The 17245-nt window shown below is 33.7% G+C and carries 16 protein-coding genes; 6 read left to right on the plus strand and 10 right to left on the minus strand.

The genetic code is table 11. The features are described from left to right. Positions 1-818 precede the first annotated feature (818 nt). Together ASJ80_RS06965 and hypF are read right to left on the minus strand one after the other, a co-directional pair. A complete protein-coding gene (locus ASJ80_RS06965; RefSeq protein WP_069584299.1) occupies positions 819-1592 on the minus strand; it encodes a hypothetical protein in 774 nt (257 codons plus the stop codon). A 496-nt stretch (positions 1593-2088) separates the two neighbouring features. Continuing rightward, positions 2089-4398: a carbamoyltransferase HypF gene (hypF, locus tag ASJ80_RS06970; protein WP_069584298.1), complete on the minus strand. Its 2310-nt coding sequence runs from the start codon at positions 4396-4398 to the stop codon at positions 2089-2091. A 130-nt stretch (positions 4399-4528) separates the two neighbouring features. Here hypF and larB point away from each other — a divergent pair, with 130 nt between their 5' ends. Both larB and ASJ80_RS06980 read left to right on the plus strand, forming a co-directional pair. Next, positions 4529-5287 (plus strand): nickel pincer cofactor biosynthesis protein LarB, encoded by a 759-nt coding sequence (gene larB / locus ASJ80_RS06975; protein WP_069584297.1) that lies wholly within the window; start codon positions 4529-4531, stop codon positions 5285-5287. Between the two features lie 449 nt (positions 5288-5736). Then, on the plus strand, positions 5737-6255 hold the full coding sequence (locus ASJ80_RS06980) for a nitroreductase family protein (protein WP_069584296.1): 519 nt from the start codon (positions 5737-5739) through the stop codon (positions 6253-6255). Here the strand turns inward: ASJ80_RS06980 and ASJ80_RS06985 are convergent. From ASJ80_RS06985 to ASJ80_RS07020, 8 genes are all read right to left on the minus strand, one after another. After that, the gene (locus tag ASJ80_RS06985; RefSeq protein WP_069584295.1) at positions 6252-6968 is read right to left on the minus strand and encodes a 4Fe-4S double cluster binding domain-containing protein; all 717 of its coding nucleotides are present in this window, start codon (positions 6966-6968) and stop codon (positions 6252-6254) included. The two genes, ASJ80_RS06980 and ASJ80_RS06985, sit on opposite strands and share 4 nt — an antisense overlap. Before the next feature lie 12 nt (positions 6969-6980). Beyond that, positions 6981-7445 (minus strand): GNAT family N-acetyltransferase, encoded by a 465-nt coding sequence (locus ASJ80_RS06990; protein WP_069584294.1) that lies wholly within the window; start codon positions 7443-7445, stop codon positions 6981-6983. 346 nt (positions 7446-7791) lie between these two features. Further along, a complete protein-coding gene (locus ASJ80_RS06995; protein ID WP_069584293.1) occupies positions 7792-9117 on the minus strand; it encodes an APC family permease in 1326 nt (441 codons plus the stop codon). 374 nt (positions 9118-9491) lie between these two features. Then, positions 9492-10214, minus strand: coding sequence for an epoxyqueuosine reductase (locus tag ASJ80_RS07000; protein WP_245837520.1), 723 nt, complete (start codon positions 10212-10214; stop codon positions 9492-9494). Positions 10215-10226: 12 nt separating this feature from the next. Beyond that, entirely contained in the window at positions 10227-11429 is a 1203-nt protein-coding gene (locus tag ASJ80_RS07005) for an aspartate aminotransferase family protein (RefSeq protein ID WP_069584292.1), read from the minus strand. A 72-nt stretch (positions 11430-11501) separates the two neighbouring features. Then, a complete protein-coding gene (locus ASJ80_RS07010) occupies positions 11502-13307 on the minus strand; it encodes a DNA-directed DNA polymerase (RefSeq protein ID WP_069584291.1) in 1806 nt (601 codons plus the stop codon). A gap of 321 nt (positions 13308-13628) precedes the next feature. Next, the gene (locus ASJ80_RS07015) at positions 13629-13961 is read right to left on the minus strand and encodes a hypothetical protein (RefSeq protein WP_069584290.1); all 333 of its coding nucleotides are present in this window, start codon (positions 13959-13961) and stop codon (positions 13629-13631) included. Between the two features lie 169 nt (positions 13962-14130). Beyond that, entirely contained in the window at positions 14131-14424 is a 294-nt protein-coding gene (locus ASJ80_RS07020) for a DUF2769 domain-containing protein (RefSeq protein ID WP_069584289.1), read from the minus strand. A 221-nt stretch (positions 14425-14645) separates the two neighbouring features. Here ASJ80_RS07020 and ASJ80_RS07025 point away from each other — a divergent pair, with 221 nt between their 5' ends. The 4 genes from ASJ80_RS07025 (at position 14646) to ASJ80_RS07040 (ending at position 16713) form a co-directional block, all read left to right on the plus strand. Beyond that, positions 14646-15257, plus strand: a complete 612-nt coding sequence (locus ASJ80_RS07025) for a GNAT family N-acetyltransferase (RefSeq protein ID WP_069584288.1) — start codon at positions 14646-14648, stop codon at positions 15255-15257. A 197-nt stretch (positions 15258-15454) separates the two neighbouring features. Further along, a complete protein-coding gene (locus ASJ80_RS07030; RefSeq protein ID WP_069584287.1) occupies positions 15455-15760 on the plus strand; it encodes a PadR family transcriptional regulator in 306 nt (101 codons plus the stop codon). Between the two features lie 21 nt (positions 15761-15781). Then, positions 15782-16384: an HAAS signaling domain-containing protein gene (locus tag ASJ80_RS07035; protein WP_069584286.1), complete on the plus strand. Its 603-nt coding sequence runs from the start codon at positions 15782-15784 to the stop codon at positions 16382-16384. A 14-nt stretch (positions 16385-16398) separates the two neighbouring features. Further along, complete coding sequence (locus ASJ80_RS07040) at positions 16399-16713, plus strand: ArsR/SmtB family transcription factor (protein WP_069584285.1); 315 nt, start codon at positions 16399-16401, stop codon at positions 16711-16713. Positions 16714-17245: the final 532 nt, after the last annotated feature.

Here is a 17245-nt window from a genome sequence, read left to right on the forward strand (position 1 = left end):
TGTACCGCCTCCGATTCTATGACAATGTCATAGGAAAATTTCTTGACCCAGTAGCCCACCTACTATGGTATCGCTTATTTCATAATACAATTTCAGTGCAATATTATGAGTTTTTAATTTTAATACATAATTCAAGTAAGGTATTATGAAAGTTTTTAACCATTTAAGCTATTCTGGGACAGCATTAGTTCACATCAGGATCACATATAAATGTTTTGGTTTTTTTTCAAAAAATCGGCGCGCTAACAACGTATTTTTGAATTTAAGTCACACTGATAGCGTATTTAACAATTGTTTCTCGGGCGAACTCACTGCATTGTTATTTTTAAGAAAAAAGCCCAATTTATACTTTATTTCCATAAAATAAAGATATTTAGAGCTTTTGTATCAGCACCTCAGCAGTCAAAAAAGAGTCTCAAATGGTGTGGAATACACACTAGAGTAATGTCAAATATAAATGACTTAATAGTTAAATGGAACAAGTAATAGAACTACTAATCTGATTTGAAAGTTTTTAAAGGTTTTTCTAAAATAAGCGATTTTTGGTCTTTTTTTGCCTGATTTTGCCTTTACAATTAGTTAATACTAACTTTACTTTATAACTAAACGTAATATTATATTGTATATATTTAATACTTGAAAATGGACTTTAATCATAAAATCTACTGTGAAATTAAGAAAGGTTAAGATAATCACATTCTAAAAATAGAATTATGTGAATTCTTTTTGTAAGTATTGTTAATGAATATATTACTTAAGAATGTAAAAAAAGAAAGGATAAGGATGTTATATTAACATCCTATTCATGTATAAATCTTTTATTCAGGATAAAAATCTTTTAGTATGTCTTTAAATTTGTGTGGTTTGTATTCAGGTAGTGCAGTGTTGAGCATCTTGTTAATGGTGTTATCTACTTCGTTAAGGGTTAAAAATCCTGTTTTTCCTGTATTTTCATTGAAATCATTCCATGTGGTCATAATTTGTCCATTTTGGTCGTTGAAGTAGATACAATATATTAAATCGCCACCATCAAAATTGTACTTATGCGCTTCTACTTTCCATACGTCTTTTCCATTTAAAGATACTTTAACGGGTTTTGAATTATTATAACAGCTGCCTAAGTCTGCATAGGTTGTTATGATGGATGCGGCGTATTGGGCTTTTAATTCATTGAGAGGTATCCATAAGGATTTTGCACCTGTTTTTTTACTTGCACAGCTTTTTGCATTAACAGTAACAGAATAAATGGGTCTATTTTTTTCGCCAATTACTTTTATAATCCAATATTTATTATCGGGGCTTAATTCAGCGTTAAAATCCATTTTTTCATAATAATAAAACTCACAATCAAAATTATCATCATACAATTTAGCAATTGAAATAGCTTTATTTTTATCAATTGGAATAGTTTTATTACTATCAACTGAAGATAAATTTGTTTTATTCTTCTCTTGAATTGGTGTTAAGTGTGCAGATTGATCATTAATATCATTACTATTATCATTATTATTGCCATATGTGCCATACGTACCATACATCCCTAAAACTAAAAATACCACAAATAGTAGGCCTAATGCCTTAAAATATTTCATTTTAACACTCTCCTGATTTTTTATTTAAATGTAAACTAATAAACCAAATAAAACAACTATAAACTCTTTTTATACAAATAATGCATTCTAAAAGCGTTTTATAATTGTATTATGAAAGGCATATCAGTTCATATATAATATAAGATACTCTAATTGATAAACTTTACGTATTAAATTATTAAAACAGACTAAACACCGTAAAAGTGGATTTAAGCACGATAATAATGTCGAAAATTATGAAACATCTCAAAAAATAGGAATTAAATAATACATGACAAATATGGTACAAACATAAATTAGCATTATCCACTTGAAAGATAATTCAAATCTTTTAAGCTAATATCTAAACTATGCTTTCATTTTTAGCACAATATAAGTTATATAAAAACTAATATTCAAATTTGTTCATTTAAAAAGCTTAATATAGATGTATTACAAGATAGGACTATAAACAGACAAATATATCTGGTCATATTTGTAATACATAAAAAAGAAATTAATTGGTTTTATAATGTAAAGCCGCAATAGCAGCCTGTCCTAAAGATACAGAACCATCTCCAGCGCATGTGTTTTTATGTTGAATAAAATCATATCCATTTTCTGTTACAACATCTTTTATAGTTTTACTTATGGTCTCATTGTAGAATACACCACCAGTTCCACCAATTACATCCACGCCAGTTTTATCTGCTACTTTTATACCTAATTTTGCGAGGCCTTCAGCAACAGCCCTTTGTGCAGAACATGCAATATCTGTTACAGGCATACATTTCTCTTTATTTTCTAAAACTGAAATCAGTATTTTAGAAGTGTTGAGTATATACATTCCGTCATGTTTTTTAATTTCAACAGGAATTTCACAGGTATCTGTACCATAATAAGCTACAGATTCAAGTTTCATAGCACATTCACCTTCATATGTTCTTTCGCCACAGATTCCAAGTGCAGAAGAAAGTGCATCAAGAACACGCCCTGTGCTTGTTGTTTTCTGGATATTGAAGCCGCGTTCAAGCTGTTTTAATATAAGGTCTATTTCTTTTTCGCCATGTTTGAAGTAAGTAACATACTCGTTTTTCATGAGTTTTTTAAGATCTTCATCATCATAAAACTCATGTAACATGGACATGACCATTCTTATAGGATATTTAGTAGTTAAATCTCCACCTGCCATGTTTTGGGGCATTAAACTTCCTAAACGATCGTAATTCTCACCTGTAACATGCAGTATCTCACCACCCCATGCAGATCCATCATCTCCATAACCTACACCATCAGCAGCGATACATATCAGTTCATCAATTCCATGATCTACAAACAACGCCCCTGCATGCGCATGGTGGTGCTGGACGCCGAAAACATCACATTCAAACTTTTCACTCAGCTCATGTGCAAGTTTAGTTGTAAAAAACATTGGATGAAGGTCACATGCTACAGCATCTATTTTTTCAGCCCTTGTTATGTCTATCATGTAATCTATGGCTTCTTGAAGATATTTGTAAGTTTCATATTTGGTTGTATTGCCGATATGCTGTGATACGTAACATTTTTTATCTTTAAGAAGAGCAAAAGTAACATCTAGTTCAGGTCCAAGTGCAAGAATGTTTATATCCCCAGCTATATTTGAGAAATCGTATGGTTCGGGCACATATCCTCTAGAACGCCTTATAAAAGCTAAATCTCCAGCTCTAAATCTAATAACTGAATCATCGCACCTGTTAATTATTTTTCTATCATGGAGGAGGCAGTAATCTGCAATTCCTCCTATTTTATTTACAATTTCTTCATTATCTATGAGCATTGGTTCTCCCGGTATATTGGCCGATGTCATAATATAAGCTGGTTCACAGGTTTCCTGAAAGAGCAAATGTTGTAATCCTGAATAAGGAAGCATTACTCCAAGATTATGGAGTTGGGGAGCGACAGAAGGAGCTAAATAATAGTCATTGTTCTTATTAAGCACAACAATGGGTCTCCTTCTTGATAGGAGGGTTTTTTCTTCAAAATCTCTTACCTCTGCAAATGTCTTTATGGTTTCAATATCTGGTGACATGCATGCAAAGGGTTGATTCATCCTTCCAAGCCGTTTTCTTAAAGTGACAACAGGATCATCCTCGGTTGTCTTTGCAACAAGATGCGTTCCACCTATTCCTTTTATAGCGAGTATATTCCCTTCATCTATGAGTTTTGCAGCTTCTTTTATTGGATCTTCTACGTCTAAAACTTCATCTTTGTAGAGGAAAACAGAAGGCCCGCATGTGGGACAGCAGGTTGCCTCAGCGTGGTAACGGCGGTCCAGTGGATCTCTATATTCAACCATGCACTCATCACACAGGGGAAACTCATCCATGGATGTCCGCACGCGGTCATAAGGAATTGATTTTATAACTGTAAAACGAGGTCCACAATCAGTACATGCGGTAAATGGATATTTATACCTGTTATTTTCTGGAGTAAGTGTTTCTTTCAGGCATTTATCACATATTGCAACATCTGGAGGAATTACAGACGACCCTGAAAAGTCGGCAGAACTTTCAAGGATCATAAAATTATCGAATTCTGGCCCTTCATGAAGACCTAACCATTCTATTTCTAGGTGAGTTATCTTAGATATTGGAGGTTTATGCTGCTTTAAATTTTTTGCAAAATTTTTTATTTCTTCTTTTTTTCCTTCTAGGATAATTTCTACACTGTTTCCAAGATTCCTAACATATCCATTAAGTTTCATTTCGTCTGCTATTCTGTAAACTGTTGGCCTAAATCCAACGCCCTGAACGATCCCCTGAACTAAAATCCTGGCTTTTTCCATTTTGTATTCCTCTAGAATGTGATTGTATGGACTATTATTTTAATGAGTTAAATAAAATAAGTTATATATTTAAAATATTAATTTATACTTTGATCTTTATATAGTGAAGTGGACAATATTTAGTGATACCATGAAAGAAATACTTCAAGAACTCATAGATGGAAAAATTTCACTTCAGGAAGCGGAAAAACAGCTTAAAACAATGCAAATCGAAGAAATAGGAGATTTTGCGAAGCTGGATACGGGTAGAGAGGCAAGAACGGGGATTCCTGAGGCAATTTTTGCAGAAAGTAAAGAAGATGAAGATCTTATAAAAATCATACTTAAAGGTGTAGATAACGGCAGGTTAATGGTAACAAAGCTTGAAAGGGAAAGATATGATTTAATAAAGCCTCAAATTGGCACCCTTGAGGATAAAGGCTTTAAATTTGAATACAACAAACGGGCCAAAATTTTACTCATTAAAAACCATGAAATCGAAAAAGAGGGCAAGATTGGAGTTATCACCGCTGGAACGTCTGATATTCCAGTTGCAGAGGAAGCGAGGATAACTGCTGAAGAAGTGGGTTGTGAAGTTTTAACATCCTATGATGTGGGTGTTGCAGGAATTCACAGGCTTTTTGCACATATTAATGAAATGATTGGAGCAGATGTCAAAGCACTCGTAGTGGTTGCTGGAATGGAAGGAGCATTGCCGTCTGTTGTTGCCGGACTAGTTGATGTGCCTGTTATCGGTGTCCCGACATCAGTGGGTTATGGTGTTGGTGAGGGAGGATTTACGGCTCTTTTTGCAATGCTCCAGTCATGTGCTCCTGGAATTGCAGTTGTAAATATTGATAATGGATTTGGTGCAGGGGTAGTCGCTGCTAAAATCGCTAAACAATCTTAATTGATTTATAAAATTGGATTTTCACCATTATTTTTGAAAATTAGGATTATGGTAGTTAGTATACAAAAGTGTAGTATATACCTTTTCTGGCCGTACTTAATTTAAATATAATTTAGTCTCAATTGGTACAGTATACATTAAACTAGAGAGGTGAAATAATGCTAGTAGAATTTGATTTACCACACTGGTGCTGCGGCCCTAAAGGATGCCAGCTAGAAATAGAATACGGCGAATTAATAGATGCAGAAGATGCACACTAAATATGCAAGATAATATGTGCAGAATAATTTAAATTTAATCAACTCATTTTTCATTTTTATCTTTTATTTTAACTTTGGGGACTGAGAACCTGACAAAATTTAAGAAATAAAAACAATAAAATAATACTGAAAATGAATTTTTAATGTTTATCCTACTAAAATGTTTTAATATTAGCTAAAGGTGATTTTATGGACGTTTTTGAAGCTGTAAGTAAAAGGCGTAGTATTAGAAAGTATAAAGACGCGGAAGTTGAAGACGAAAAACTTCAGGATATCCTTGAAGTGGCTAGAATTTCCCCATCTGCTTCTAACCGCCAGGAATGGAAATTTATAGTTGTTAAAGATCAAGAAACAAGAGAAAAACTTGTAGAAGCCGCACACGGCCAGAAATTTGTTGCTGAAGCTCCAGTTACAATTGTAGCATGTTCAACAGAATCAGAAAGGGTAATGCCTTGTGGACAGCATGCTTATACTGTAGACCTTTCAATTGCAGTATCATTTATGATTCTGGAAGCTACAGAACTTGGTCTTGGAACATGCTGGCTTGGAGCATATGATGAAGAAAAAGTTAGAAATATTTTAGAGATTCCTGAAAGAATTAGGGTCCCTGCTATGTTTACTTTAGGATATGCAGATGAAAATCCACATGCAAGGCCTAGAAAACATTTAGATGAAATTGTAAGCAGTGAAAAATACGTCACTCCTTAGTATTTTCCTTTTTTATTTTTTCCATGGGGACAAATATAAATGCACAACCCGCAGACAGTCCAGTCGCCATTATCATCTGTTTTATTAACATAATTTTCGCATTTTTTCGCGTCATACCGCGCTTCTCGCCCTTCATCTTCTCGGAAAGACTCTCCTGTAAATGCAGATATCGGACATATTTCCACACATTCGCTGCATTCCCCGCACTGTACTTCCATGGGTTCTCCAGTTATAGTAAGGGGCGCATCTGTGAGCACAGTTGCCCAGCGGACTCTGGGGCCTGCTTCTGGAGTTACGAGTAAACAACTTTTACCAATCCAGCCGAGCCCTGCTAAATTTGCAGCTAATTTATGTGAAAAGACAGCACATATTCTTTCATCGTCAAAACGTTCTGATGCAGGTACTGGAAGTGCTTTGTGTCCTTCCTGCTGTATAATACTTCCTAATTTTGATGTTAGAATGTCAAGACGCAGATTTGTGATGTCATAAGCGTGGCGGTAATTAACTGCCACAGCACGGTTATCTCGATTAGGTAGTTCATCAACAATGGTTTGAGGCAGTCTAATACCTATAGAAATTGCTTTAGGATATTGGGCGCACATTTCGCCGCCTTGATCTGTAATTGCTTCTTTTGCACGTGACAGGTCTGCAATACCAAAAAAATCAGCACCTTCATGTTCTGCCATAATTCTGATTCGGTAATCAAGCTGCATAGTTTTCCCTCATTATTTATTGGAATGCTCTAAAATTATATGTTTTGGGAAGAAGTTGTAGCGGCTGTAAAATGCAAGTGTATTTTCATTACCTGCTGCAACAATGATTCTTTTAGTTTCTACACTGTTTTGATCCATCCAGTTAAGCGCGCGTTTTATAAGAGCATCTCCAATACCTGAGGATCTATATTCTTCATCTAAATATATTGAATCTACTTCTCCTACTTTTTCATCTAAAATAGAGCTTATACAGTATCCAATAAATTGTTTAGATGTTTCATCGTAGGCAGTATCTATTCTTAAAATTCCATTTTCAGATTTCTCTAGTAAATCTTCTTTTCTTTTTTGAAATGTAAACTCAGCGTACCTTTCTGGAAAATAGGGGGATAGCTCTCTGTGATGATCCCTTAATTTTTCCCATAAAGTTTTGATCAAATCTATGCGGTCTTCGTTAAGTTCCATATAACTTATATCCATATTATACCTCTTAAGAGGGATTGTTTTAGATCATATTGCTTTTTAGCATAGAAAACACGAAAATTGCAGTATTTACAGTAGATTTCTCTACTAAAAAATGCGGGCATTTATATTATTTTTTTTATAATATTTGCTTAAATCATTTTTACATTTTTTTCATAAGAATTTTTTAAAAATGAAACTCCTTGGTTGTATGCTATACAAATAACAGTACATGATTTGAAGATTCGTAGAATAATCTTACTCTTTAGTATAAGCACTTCCCAGTATAGTGCTTATAGAATATGATAACTCATTTTAACTGAATATTGTAATTAAAATCAAACTATAAATATTTAAGATGATTTCATTCTTTTGATAAATAAGATTTTAAAAAATATTGTTCCCCCATAAAAATTATAATAATAAGTATTACAGCTAGAATAACAATTAAAATGTCTGTTTGGATCTTCATCCAGATAAAAGCGCTTAATGCAATAATATCCAGTACAATAGCTACAGTAATGATGGAAGCTTTTGCATTAACGTCTTCCTTAATTCGTTTTAACACTCCCCACTGGAAAATAATATCCATAACTAGATAAAAAATGGCCCCAATAGATGCAATTCGGCTTAAATTAAATAATATAGTTAATATTGATCCTATAACCAGTAGATAAACAAGCATATGTTTCTGTACTGTTCCTTTCATGCCTAGATGGCTGTGAGGAATTAATTTCATTTTTGAAAGCATAGCAGTCAAACGGGAGACAGCAAATAAACTGCCAATACATACTGTGACAGTGGCTAAAATTGCAATTCCCACCGTAAACCACAAACCATATATGCCCAAAGTTGGGCTTGCAGCAGCTGCAAGTGCATAATCTTTTGCTGCAACTATTTCAGGCACAGAAAGACTGCTTGACACTGCCAGAGCTATAAATAGATATAGTGCTGCTAATATGGCAATGGAGATAATAATTGCTTTTCCAACATTCTTATGGGGTTTTACAATTTCTGCACCGCTGTTTGTAATTGTAGTAAAACCCTTAAAACTTAACAAGGCCAGAGCAAATGAAGCAGCAAGCCCTAATCCGGGTTGAGAGGGTATAGTTTGAGGAGCAACTCCTAAAAAAATTTTTGAAAAAACTCCTAAAGAAAAACCTGCCGCCATTAATGCGGCAAAAGAAAAAATAGCAAGTCCAACAATTTTAATTAAAGAAATTACAGAAGTAAAAGTTTCAATAAAATAATTTTTGGATATATTAACCAGAAATGCAAAAATAAGTAATCCTACTCCAAGTGCAGGTACTAACCAGCTATTTGGACCTATATTAAAAAGTTGGAGTGTATATGTTCCAAATGTACGGGCTATCAGGCTCTGAGAAAGTACCATGGAAAAAGCCATTAAAAGGGCAGATGATGCGGTAATTGTCCCTTTCCCATAGACTTTTACAAAAAACATTCCAATCCCTCCTGCTGATGGATAAGAATTGGACATTTTTATATAAGCATAGGCACTGCATGCTGCAATGATGGCACCGCCTATATATGAAAAAGTCAATAAATTTCCCGCAAGTTCTGCTACTTGACCTAGCACTGCAAAAATAGCAGCTCCAAGCATCACTCCTGTTCCCATTCCAACAGCGCCCCAGAGGGTGATGCTTTCTTTTTTATAATCTTTTTGAGCCATTACTATGACCAACCATTTTAACAGATTAATCTTTATTAATGTCCTTATTTTTTTTCAAATGCAACTGTCTATTAATATTATTTTTTTTAATAATTAAATTTTAATACAAGTCGTAGGATAATGTAATAATATTAAAATGGGGGCGATAGAAAGAAATAGATACCCAAAAAGGTGAAAAATAGATCTAAAAAATATGGAATGGTCGTAGAGTAACCTGTGAATGTTTGGAATGCGCGATAATCTGTTATCAGTAGCTATGGAAACAGGAATAAATCTATAAACTAATTAAAATCTGAAATTTATATAACTTCTGTATTTTTCATTTAAATTTCTCTTTTAAAGTTTCATTGGGAATGTTTCCAAACTCTTTTAATTTATATTCCTAAACAATGTGGACATACAGTCCTGCACAGGCTGCATTTCTTTAAATTAAACCCACGTTCCGTTACAAAGTTTGAAAGTTCTCTGCACAACTTTTGATCAACAGTTGTTCTGTCCAGTGCTTTTTGAGGACATGAATCTATACAAAGACTGCATTTTTCTAAACAGCCTTCATAATTAGCAATAGGATCACTTTCAAGCTGAATATCTACTAAGATTGCCCCAATTTGTATCATATTGCCGTATTTTTCATTTATAAGCAGGGTATTTTTACCCATGTTACCTAACCCTGCAAAATATCCTGCATGCCTCAGTGATAAAATGCCCCTTGCATATTGTTTATCAGCTTCCCAGTATTTGGAAGGATCATCTGAAGGAATAGGAACTGTATTTATCCCTAAATCTTCTAAAACCAGGCAAAGTTCTAACCCTAAGCTATCAACAAGTTGGGTAATCATATTATTTGCATGTGTATATGGAATGCAGTTTTCAGCATATATAGATCCAGGGGGGACCCTTTTTGCAAAGACTATTACTGATTTACAATCAGGGTATATGTCTAAAGGGTGGTGACCTTTAGGGGCATTATTAAACTTATCGGGCCTTGTTATTCCGCAAAGATCTGCCCCAAGATCCTTTGCTATCTCTTTAATTTTCCTTGATTTATCTGAAATTTCCATGGTCCTGTCAAATTTTCCTTTTACTGTATTTGACATTTTTGCACCAATTCAATTAAATCGTTTATATTTATTTAAAGAATTTTCAAATATTTTTAGCCCTTCTTCCATCTCTTCTTTTGTTATGGTTAAAGCGGGAAATATTCGGACTATGTTTCCATGTGTGACATTTAATATAAGCCCTTCATCAAGACATTTTGAATTTAGGGAAGATGTAATATTCTCATCTAATATTTCTATGGCAATTAATAATCCTTTCCCTCGTACATCTTTTATTATATCTGGATGTTCTTTTTGAATTTCATTCAGTTTTTTAAATGTGAATTTACTTATGTTTTCAACGTTTTCCCAGATTTTGCTGTCAAGCATATACTTGATGACGGAATATGCAACTGCACAGCCAAGCGGGTTTCCACAGTATGTTCCGCCGTGGTCTCCTATGTTGAGTTTATCATGTACATTCTCTGTAATTGCAAATGCTCCAAAAGGGAATCCTCCAGCGATGCTTTTTGCCATGGTCAGGATATCAATCTTAACATTATCTGAGGCAAACAAAGGCCCTGTCCTGTAAAACCCGGTCTGAATTTCATCTGCTATCAAAAGGACATTATTTCTTGTGCATAAATACGATAATTTTTTAAGATAGTCTGGATCAGGCACATTAACTCCACCTTCTCCTTGTATAGGTTCGACTATTACTGCGGCAACGTCATTTTCTATAACTTCTTTAATTGCTTGGATATCATTGTAGGGGACAAAAATATGGTTTGGAATCAGCGGATTAAACCTTTCCCTGTGGCTGTCCTGTCCTGTTGCGGATACTGTACTTATGGTCCGTCCGTGAAAGCTGTTTACTGTAGATATAATATTTAATTTTCCAGTTGCTTTCCTTGCAAGCTTAATTGCAGCATCATTTGCTTCTGCCCCGCTGTTTGCAAAAAATATGCGGGTCAAATTTCCAGGTAAGATCTCATGCATTAAAGATATAAGTTTAGACCTTGCTGGTGAGTATGTTGCTCCTGAATTTGGGTTTTGTATGATTTTCTGGCCCTGCTCTAGAAGAGCGTTTGTAATAACAGGATTTGCATGCCCTATACTTGTTACTCCCCACCCTGCAGTGAGATCTATATATTTTTTACCTTCTTCATCGTAAGCGTACACTCCTTTGCCCTTTCCTATTGATATTTTTGTCTTATTTGCAAAAGAGGCGTAATGCGTGTCTTCAACTTGAAATGTGTCTAAAATTTTGTCCATAATAAGTCCTCAAGGCTTTTAATCAGAATATATTTATAAAAAAGTTATGTTATTGATCTGGTTTGTCAGCTTTTAAACATCGTCTTCTACATTTCCAGTATATGTAGCATAAAAACCATCAGTATCTGCATAAATAGCTTTAAAACCAAATTTTTCCGCTTTTTTCATGGTTTTTTTAATATAATCTCGTCCCCAAGCTGTTACAGCGTCGGCACATTCTCCACTGTACCATCTAAACCTTGCAAAACCGTAAAGGCCGTACATGGAGTTTGCAAGGGTTTTAAGCGCCTGCTGCTGAACATTCAATATCTTTTTCTCCATGGGGTCATCTGTTTTTTTCATAATGTCCTTTATCTTTGCCCTTTCTTTCAGTAAATTCCCAATTACAGATGGTACAAAACCAATAGGTTCTTTCCTGAATTTATGAGGTACTTCGGGTGCGGTATGAAATTCTTCAGCCTCTTCATTTTTTACCAGAGTATCTGGAGAGATGTTTTTAGAGATGATTATGCTTGGATACAGACTCTTGAAATCAAATGAAAGGATATTTTCATGAAGGCCTTTTACAGGTTCTTTAACGTAACCCCCTACGTATTTAAAACCTCTTCTTCTTGAATATTCTGATTGAGATGGCTTATTAGGTATTACTTCGCCATATTCGTATGCTTTTCGTGTAAGAAGCCATTCTACCATTTGTCCAGATGCCATCCTTGTTATATCAAAAAAGGGCTGACCTACAATTCGGGTAAGCTCTCTATTTATGGGCAGCATTTTATCTCCTACTTTATAAGCCGCAATAGCATCATCCATGGAATATGCAAACAGTTCTTCCAGTTTTTCACCATTTGAATCCCAGTATTTCCAGATTTCATCTCCTTCCACATCTTCCTTCTCTTCCCCAAAGAGCTCTTTATACACTCTTTCTAAGGTATAACGATCAAGTGTCAGGTGGCGCCTCATAATTGGGTAAAGGTCAATATGTAGTCTGCCGCGGACTACGGCTGCTGATGTAAATCCACGCCTTAAAAATTTAATTCCAGAACCATCCATTCCTATATTCATGGGAACGCCTAATTTTTTTGCCCTATCATTGATATATGGAAAATCAAAGTTATCCGAGTTGTATCCTAAAATTAGATCTGGACACTCTGTATTTACAATCTTAATGAAACGTTTTATCATTTCTTTTTCACTTTCAAGGGTTTCCACATAATCAAAGGAGGAACTTTTAGTTGAAAGCACGCTTTCAAGCCCAAAGTTGCTTGCAAGACTTATCATAATTATTTCGTCTTTATCTGCGCTCGGCATCCCTTTTGGATTTCTAACTTCAATATCAAAACTCATGACTTTTAAATCAGGGATTCCACCATCTACTGGTTCAGGTTTTCCTTCCATGTTAAAGATACATAAATTCTCATCAGTTGATGATATTCCAGGTCCAGCTTTCTGTGTTTTGGTTTTTCCGCTTACAACAATCTCTCCCATTGGGAAAAGTGCATTGTCAATTAGATATCTTCTGTAAAAAGGAATATCATGTTCCCTGATCTCTTTCACTTCACTTAAATTCCATATTTTATCTCTAAGCTTGGGAACATCTTGAGGATGGAACAGAATAACTTCCAGCATTTCTTTTTCTTGAGTAATGTCTTTTTTTTGAACAATCCTGATTTCATCCACGTCAAGTGTGTTAATCTGTTTGATGCAGTCTTCAATATTGCCCATGGGGATTACATAGATGTAAGGCCTGAAATGTCTGTCCAGGGCAATTATAGATCTTCCTTTATTATCCCCACGTTCTTTTCCGAAGAGTCTGACCACCGGGCGGCCGTTTTCTGTTACATAATCGATGTCTAAGAGGATGAATCGTTTAGTTTCCATAATTTTGTATATATACTATAAATATTATTAAAGTTATGCAGAGAAAAATCTAAGGTTTATTTTATTAAACGTTCATTTTGATCATGTTATGAATTATACTATCATGAACTTGTAAAACAGGAATTATCTTAAAAACATGTATTTCAAAAACATATGAAATTACATTATCTACACAACTCCCGAATGTTAAATAAGTAAGAGTTTAGCTGTATTTAATACAATAATTATTAAGGTGCAGTATAATGTTTTAAAGGCTATTTCATAAAAATAAGTAAATTTAATAATTTAAAAAATGAAAAAGAGTTGATTTGCAACGTTTAATTAGGGTGCTTTACCTTTTGAACAAAAGTATCCTCCGGGTTCGCCTTCACCTAATCTGTTTTCTTTCCATACATCGCAGGTACCGCACTGGCACATGTTTTTTGAATCAAGATCGGGGCATGTTGCTGTCCCTGTTGCACAGTAAGCTTCAGGTACATGCTCTGGATGGGATGTTATCTCTTTTTCTTTGGCTACTGTTGTTTCCGGCGGATAATTCATGGTTTTTTCTAACTTATCTAATTTGTCCATTGCACAACTGCTTTGAGCTTGTACTGGACATTCTGGGCACTTACATTTTCCAATTGTAGCCATATTAAACTCTATATTAGTCATATTTCAACCCCCATTTTTATTAGTAGGATTAGATAATAAACATGGGATTATTAAACGTATTTGATGTTAAAATTGAGTTATTTTATAGAATGGTGCCATTTTAATAATTTTAAAACTACTTGATTTAAGTGTTCCTAATCTATGGAAATTTTAAGACTAATCCAATTAATTATTTAGCTTTTCCATTTTGACAGAAATAACCTGCAGGTTCTCCTTCATCTAATTTGTATTCTTTCCATACCTCACATTTGGGGCACTGACATGCTCCTTCTGGATTAAAATCATCACATTCAGTTTTTCCAGACACGCAGTACATTCCTGGAACATCTTCTGGATTTGGACTGCCACTTATGCTCTGTAATTTATCCAGTTTTTCATATGCGCATTTACTTACAGCCTGCACGGAACAGCAGGGGCACTGGCACTTTTCTATATTTTCATTATTAAATTCAATATTGGCCATACTTTCAACTCCTTATTTACCGTGTATTATATAAGATGTTCATACGTAATAAATTTCAAGTATTAAGATATATTCTTAATTAAAAAAAATATCATATGTAAAATATTTTAAATAGTCCTGAAAGATTAAATAATGTATTACTAATTAAGTTTAAGTACTAAAAGGTTATAATAATCTCACTTGGATTCATTTAAATCTGAATGTATTAAAAGGAGTACAAAATGAAGTTTTTAAAGCTTGATATTAATAAACATGACTTGAATAAAGTTTCTGAATTAATTTATGAGACAGAATTAACAGTATTTAAACAGTTACTTGGAAAAAATGAAAGTGAAGCGGTCCAGAATATTAAAAAGCTTGTAAAGTCAGGTAATAACTCATTTGGACATGAACATATCCACGTGGTAGTTGATGATGATGAAAATATGTTGGGGATTCTGGTTTCATTTTGCGGTAGAGAAACGAGTTTATGGAATGATTTTAAAGAATATTCTAAAGTATTGAGGTTTTATAACTTTTTAAAATATGCAGTAAAAGGAACATTAATAAGTGAACTGCTTACAGCCAGTGTGGGTAAAAATGATTACTATTTGAGTAATATTGCAGTTGATCCACAATTTAGAGGTCAGGGAATTGGAACTTACATCTTAGAGAGCGCATTTAAGGCTGCAGAAAAGAAAGGATGCAAACGGGTTCTCCTTGATGTTACTTTAAATAATGAAGGCGCTAGAAGATTATACGAAAGGTTTGGATTTAAAGTTTATAGTAAAAAGGATCCTAAATTGATTTTTAAGGGTAAAGGTACTTTAAATATGGAGCATTTTGTTGATTAATGCTTAATTTATTATTTTTTTAATGTTGGAAATCTTCTTTGTAAAAATAAAGGGCAGTATATTTTGGGTGCAAACGATGCAATCCGTTTTAATTTAATTTTTAATATATTTTTTAATTTAAGTAATATATATCTTATATCCCTAAACTATAAATAGTACCTTGCAATATACAGTACCTTGTGTAATACAGTGGTACTATGAATGCTCAATTTAAAAAAGGGGTACTGGAACTTTGTGTGTTGGTGCTTCTTGACAGAAAGGACTGTTATGGTTACGAAATGGTTGATGAAATATCTAAAAATATTTCAATTTCGGAAGGCACTATCTATCCTCTTTTAAGACGGCTAAAAAAGGAAGGTTTAGTAAGCTCTTATTTAAAAGAGTCTCAGGATGGCCCTCCTAGAAAATATTACCAGATAACAGAGATGGGAAAAGAAAAAAAGGAAAATTTAGTTGCAGAATGGAATGAATTTTCTGCAGCTGTTACTAATTTACTTAATTAAAACGGAGACTAGGGTGGTTAAATGGATAAGGAGGAATATCTCAAAAAGCTCGATAAACTGCTTAAAAAATTACCAGAAGAAGACAGAGAAGATCTGATTTTAGACTATGAGGAACACTTTAGAATAGGTTTGGAAAACGGCAGGACTGAAAAAGAAATTTCAGAGGCATTAGGGGATCCTGAAAATGTTGCTAAACAAATTAAAGCAGATTATATGGTCAAAAAAGCCGAAGATAAGCCTTCTCCAGGCAGTATAATTGAAGCAGTGCTGGCAGTGGCAGGACTTGGTCTTTTTAATATAATATTTGTAGCTGGACCTTCTCTGCTGCTTGCAGTGGTTATTATCAGTTTAGTTGTGGCAGGATTTGCAATAATCGTTATAGGAATTTTAACTATGTTGTCGCCTTTATTACAGGTATTTTTCCCAAAGTACATTCATTTGCCTGTACAGGGAGGAATACTGGGAACTTTAATAATGGTGGTAGGTGGTATTGGCGTAACAGTAATGGGTACATTTTTTGTAATAGTTATGGCATATGCAGCCAACAGGTTCTACAAAGTAGTAATTAAACTATTAAAATCCAATTTGGATGATATAAAAAAACGAACTGAGGTATTTAAATAACTTGGAGGATTTCTATGGATAAATTTATGTGGGGGATACTTGCAGGTACTAAAGGTGCAACAAATCGTGCTAGAATTATAGATGAGCTGAAAAATAGGCCTTATAATGTCAATCAACTTGCTGAAAAGCTTGAACTTGATTATAAAACTGTAAAACATCATATTCGAGTTTTAGAAAGAAATAACATGGTCACATCAACCGGAAAGAAGTACGGTGCTTTGTACTTCCTTTCAGATAAAATGGAACAAAACTACGATAGTTTTCAGGAGATATGGGAAGAATTCAGAAAATCTAATGAAGCATGTGCCATTTATGATCACGCCTCCTGATCATGAATACAACTAAACCTGAGATTAAATTTGAATTATTTAAAGAATATATGTTCTATTCTCCTTTAACTTCATTTGTTACTTTTAGATTAATATAATCTATAAATATTATTTGCACTATTTAAATGCTAATTTACTAAAATTAAACTTGAACTACTAAATAACATGTTTAAATACTTTTTTTAGGTTTTTAAGTAACTTTCATTCCAAGTTTTATTGCTTAAAATAATGATTGAAGTGAATCTATTACACATAATTCTAAATTTGTTTTATTGCAAGTCTAATTTTTATATCTGGTAAGTTACATGGATTTATCATGAAAATAACTGATTTCTTTTTTCTATTTTTTTAAACATATCCTGCTGAATTTTAAGATTTGGGTGTAATCTGGATGGAATTTTGGGGCAAATTAGTGGAAAAGAAGGCTTAATGTTGGGTTAATATTGGAAAAAGTACTTTTAATGGTTTATATAAGTATATTAATAGGCAGTGTTTTACTAAATAAACTTTTTAGCCTTAATTGTACCGTAAT

This window comes from Methanobacterium bryantii, from assembly GCF_002287175.1.
In the GTDB taxonomy this organism is placed as follows: domain Archaea; phylum Methanobacteriota; class Methanobacteria; order Methanobacteriales; family Methanobacteriaceae; genus Methanobacterium_D; species Methanobacterium_D bryantii.

Bases quoted from the DNA above. Each gene is read 5' to 3' on its own strand.
- ASJ80_RS06965 (WP_069584299.1), bottom strand. From the start codon at position 1,592: ATGAAATATTTTAAGGCATTAGGCCTACTATTTGTGGTATTTTTAGTT.
- hypF (WP_069584298.1), bottom strand. From the start codon at position 4,398: ATGGAAAAAGCCAGGATTTTAGTTCAGGGGATCGTTCAGGGCGTTGGA.
- larB (WP_069584297.1), top strand. From the start codon at position 4,529: ATGAAAGAAATACTTCAAGAACTCATAGATGGAAAAATTTCACTTCAG.
- ASJ80_RS06980 (WP_069584296.1), top strand. From the start codon at position 5,737: ATGGACGTTTTTGAAGCTGTAAGTAAAAGGCGTAGTATTAGAAAGTAT.
- ASJ80_RS06985 (WP_069584295.1), bottom strand. From the start codon at position 6,968: ATGCAGCTTGATTACCGAATCAGAATTATGGCAGAACATGAAGGTGCT.
- ASJ80_RS06990 (WP_069584294.1), bottom strand. From the start codon at position 7,445: ATGGATATAAGTTATATGGAACTTAACGAAGACCGCATAGATTTGATC.
- ASJ80_RS06995 (WP_069584293.1), bottom strand. From the start codon at position 9,117: ATGGCTCAAAAAGATTATAAAAAAGAAAGCATCACCCTCTGGGGCGCT.
- ASJ80_RS07000 (WP_245837520.1), bottom strand. From the start codon at position 10,214: ATGTCAAATACAGTAAAAGGAAAATTTGACAGGACCATGGAAATTTCA.
- ASJ80_RS07005 (WP_069584292.1), bottom strand. From the start codon at position 11,429: ATGGACAAAATTTTAGACACATTTCAAGTTGAAGACACGCATTACGCC.
- ASJ80_RS07010 (WP_069584291.1), bottom strand. From the start codon at position 13,307: ATGGAAACTAAACGATTCATCCTCTTAGACATCGATTATGTAACAGAA.
- ASJ80_RS07015 (WP_069584290.1), bottom strand. From the start codon at position 13,961: ATGACTAATATAGAGTTTAATATGGCTACAATTGGAAAATGTAAGTGC.
- ASJ80_RS07020 (WP_069584289.1), bottom strand. From the start codon at position 14,424: ATGGCCAATATTGAATTTAATAATGAAAATATAGAAAAGTGCCAGTGC.
- ASJ80_RS07025 (WP_069584288.1), top strand. From the start codon at position 14,646: ATGAAGTTTTTAAAGCTTGATATTAATAAACATGACTTGAATAAAGTT.
- ASJ80_RS07030 (WP_069584287.1), top strand. From the start codon at position 15,455: ATGAATGCTCAATTTAAAAAAGGGGTACTGGAACTTTGTGTGTTGGTG.
- ASJ80_RS07035 (WP_069584286.1), top strand. From the start codon at position 15,782: ATGGATAAGGAGGAATATCTCAAAAAGCTCGATAAACTGCTTAAAAAA.
- ASJ80_RS07040 (WP_069584285.1), top strand. From the start codon at position 16,399: ATGGATAAATTTATGTGGGGGATACTTGCAGGTACTAAAGGTGCAACA.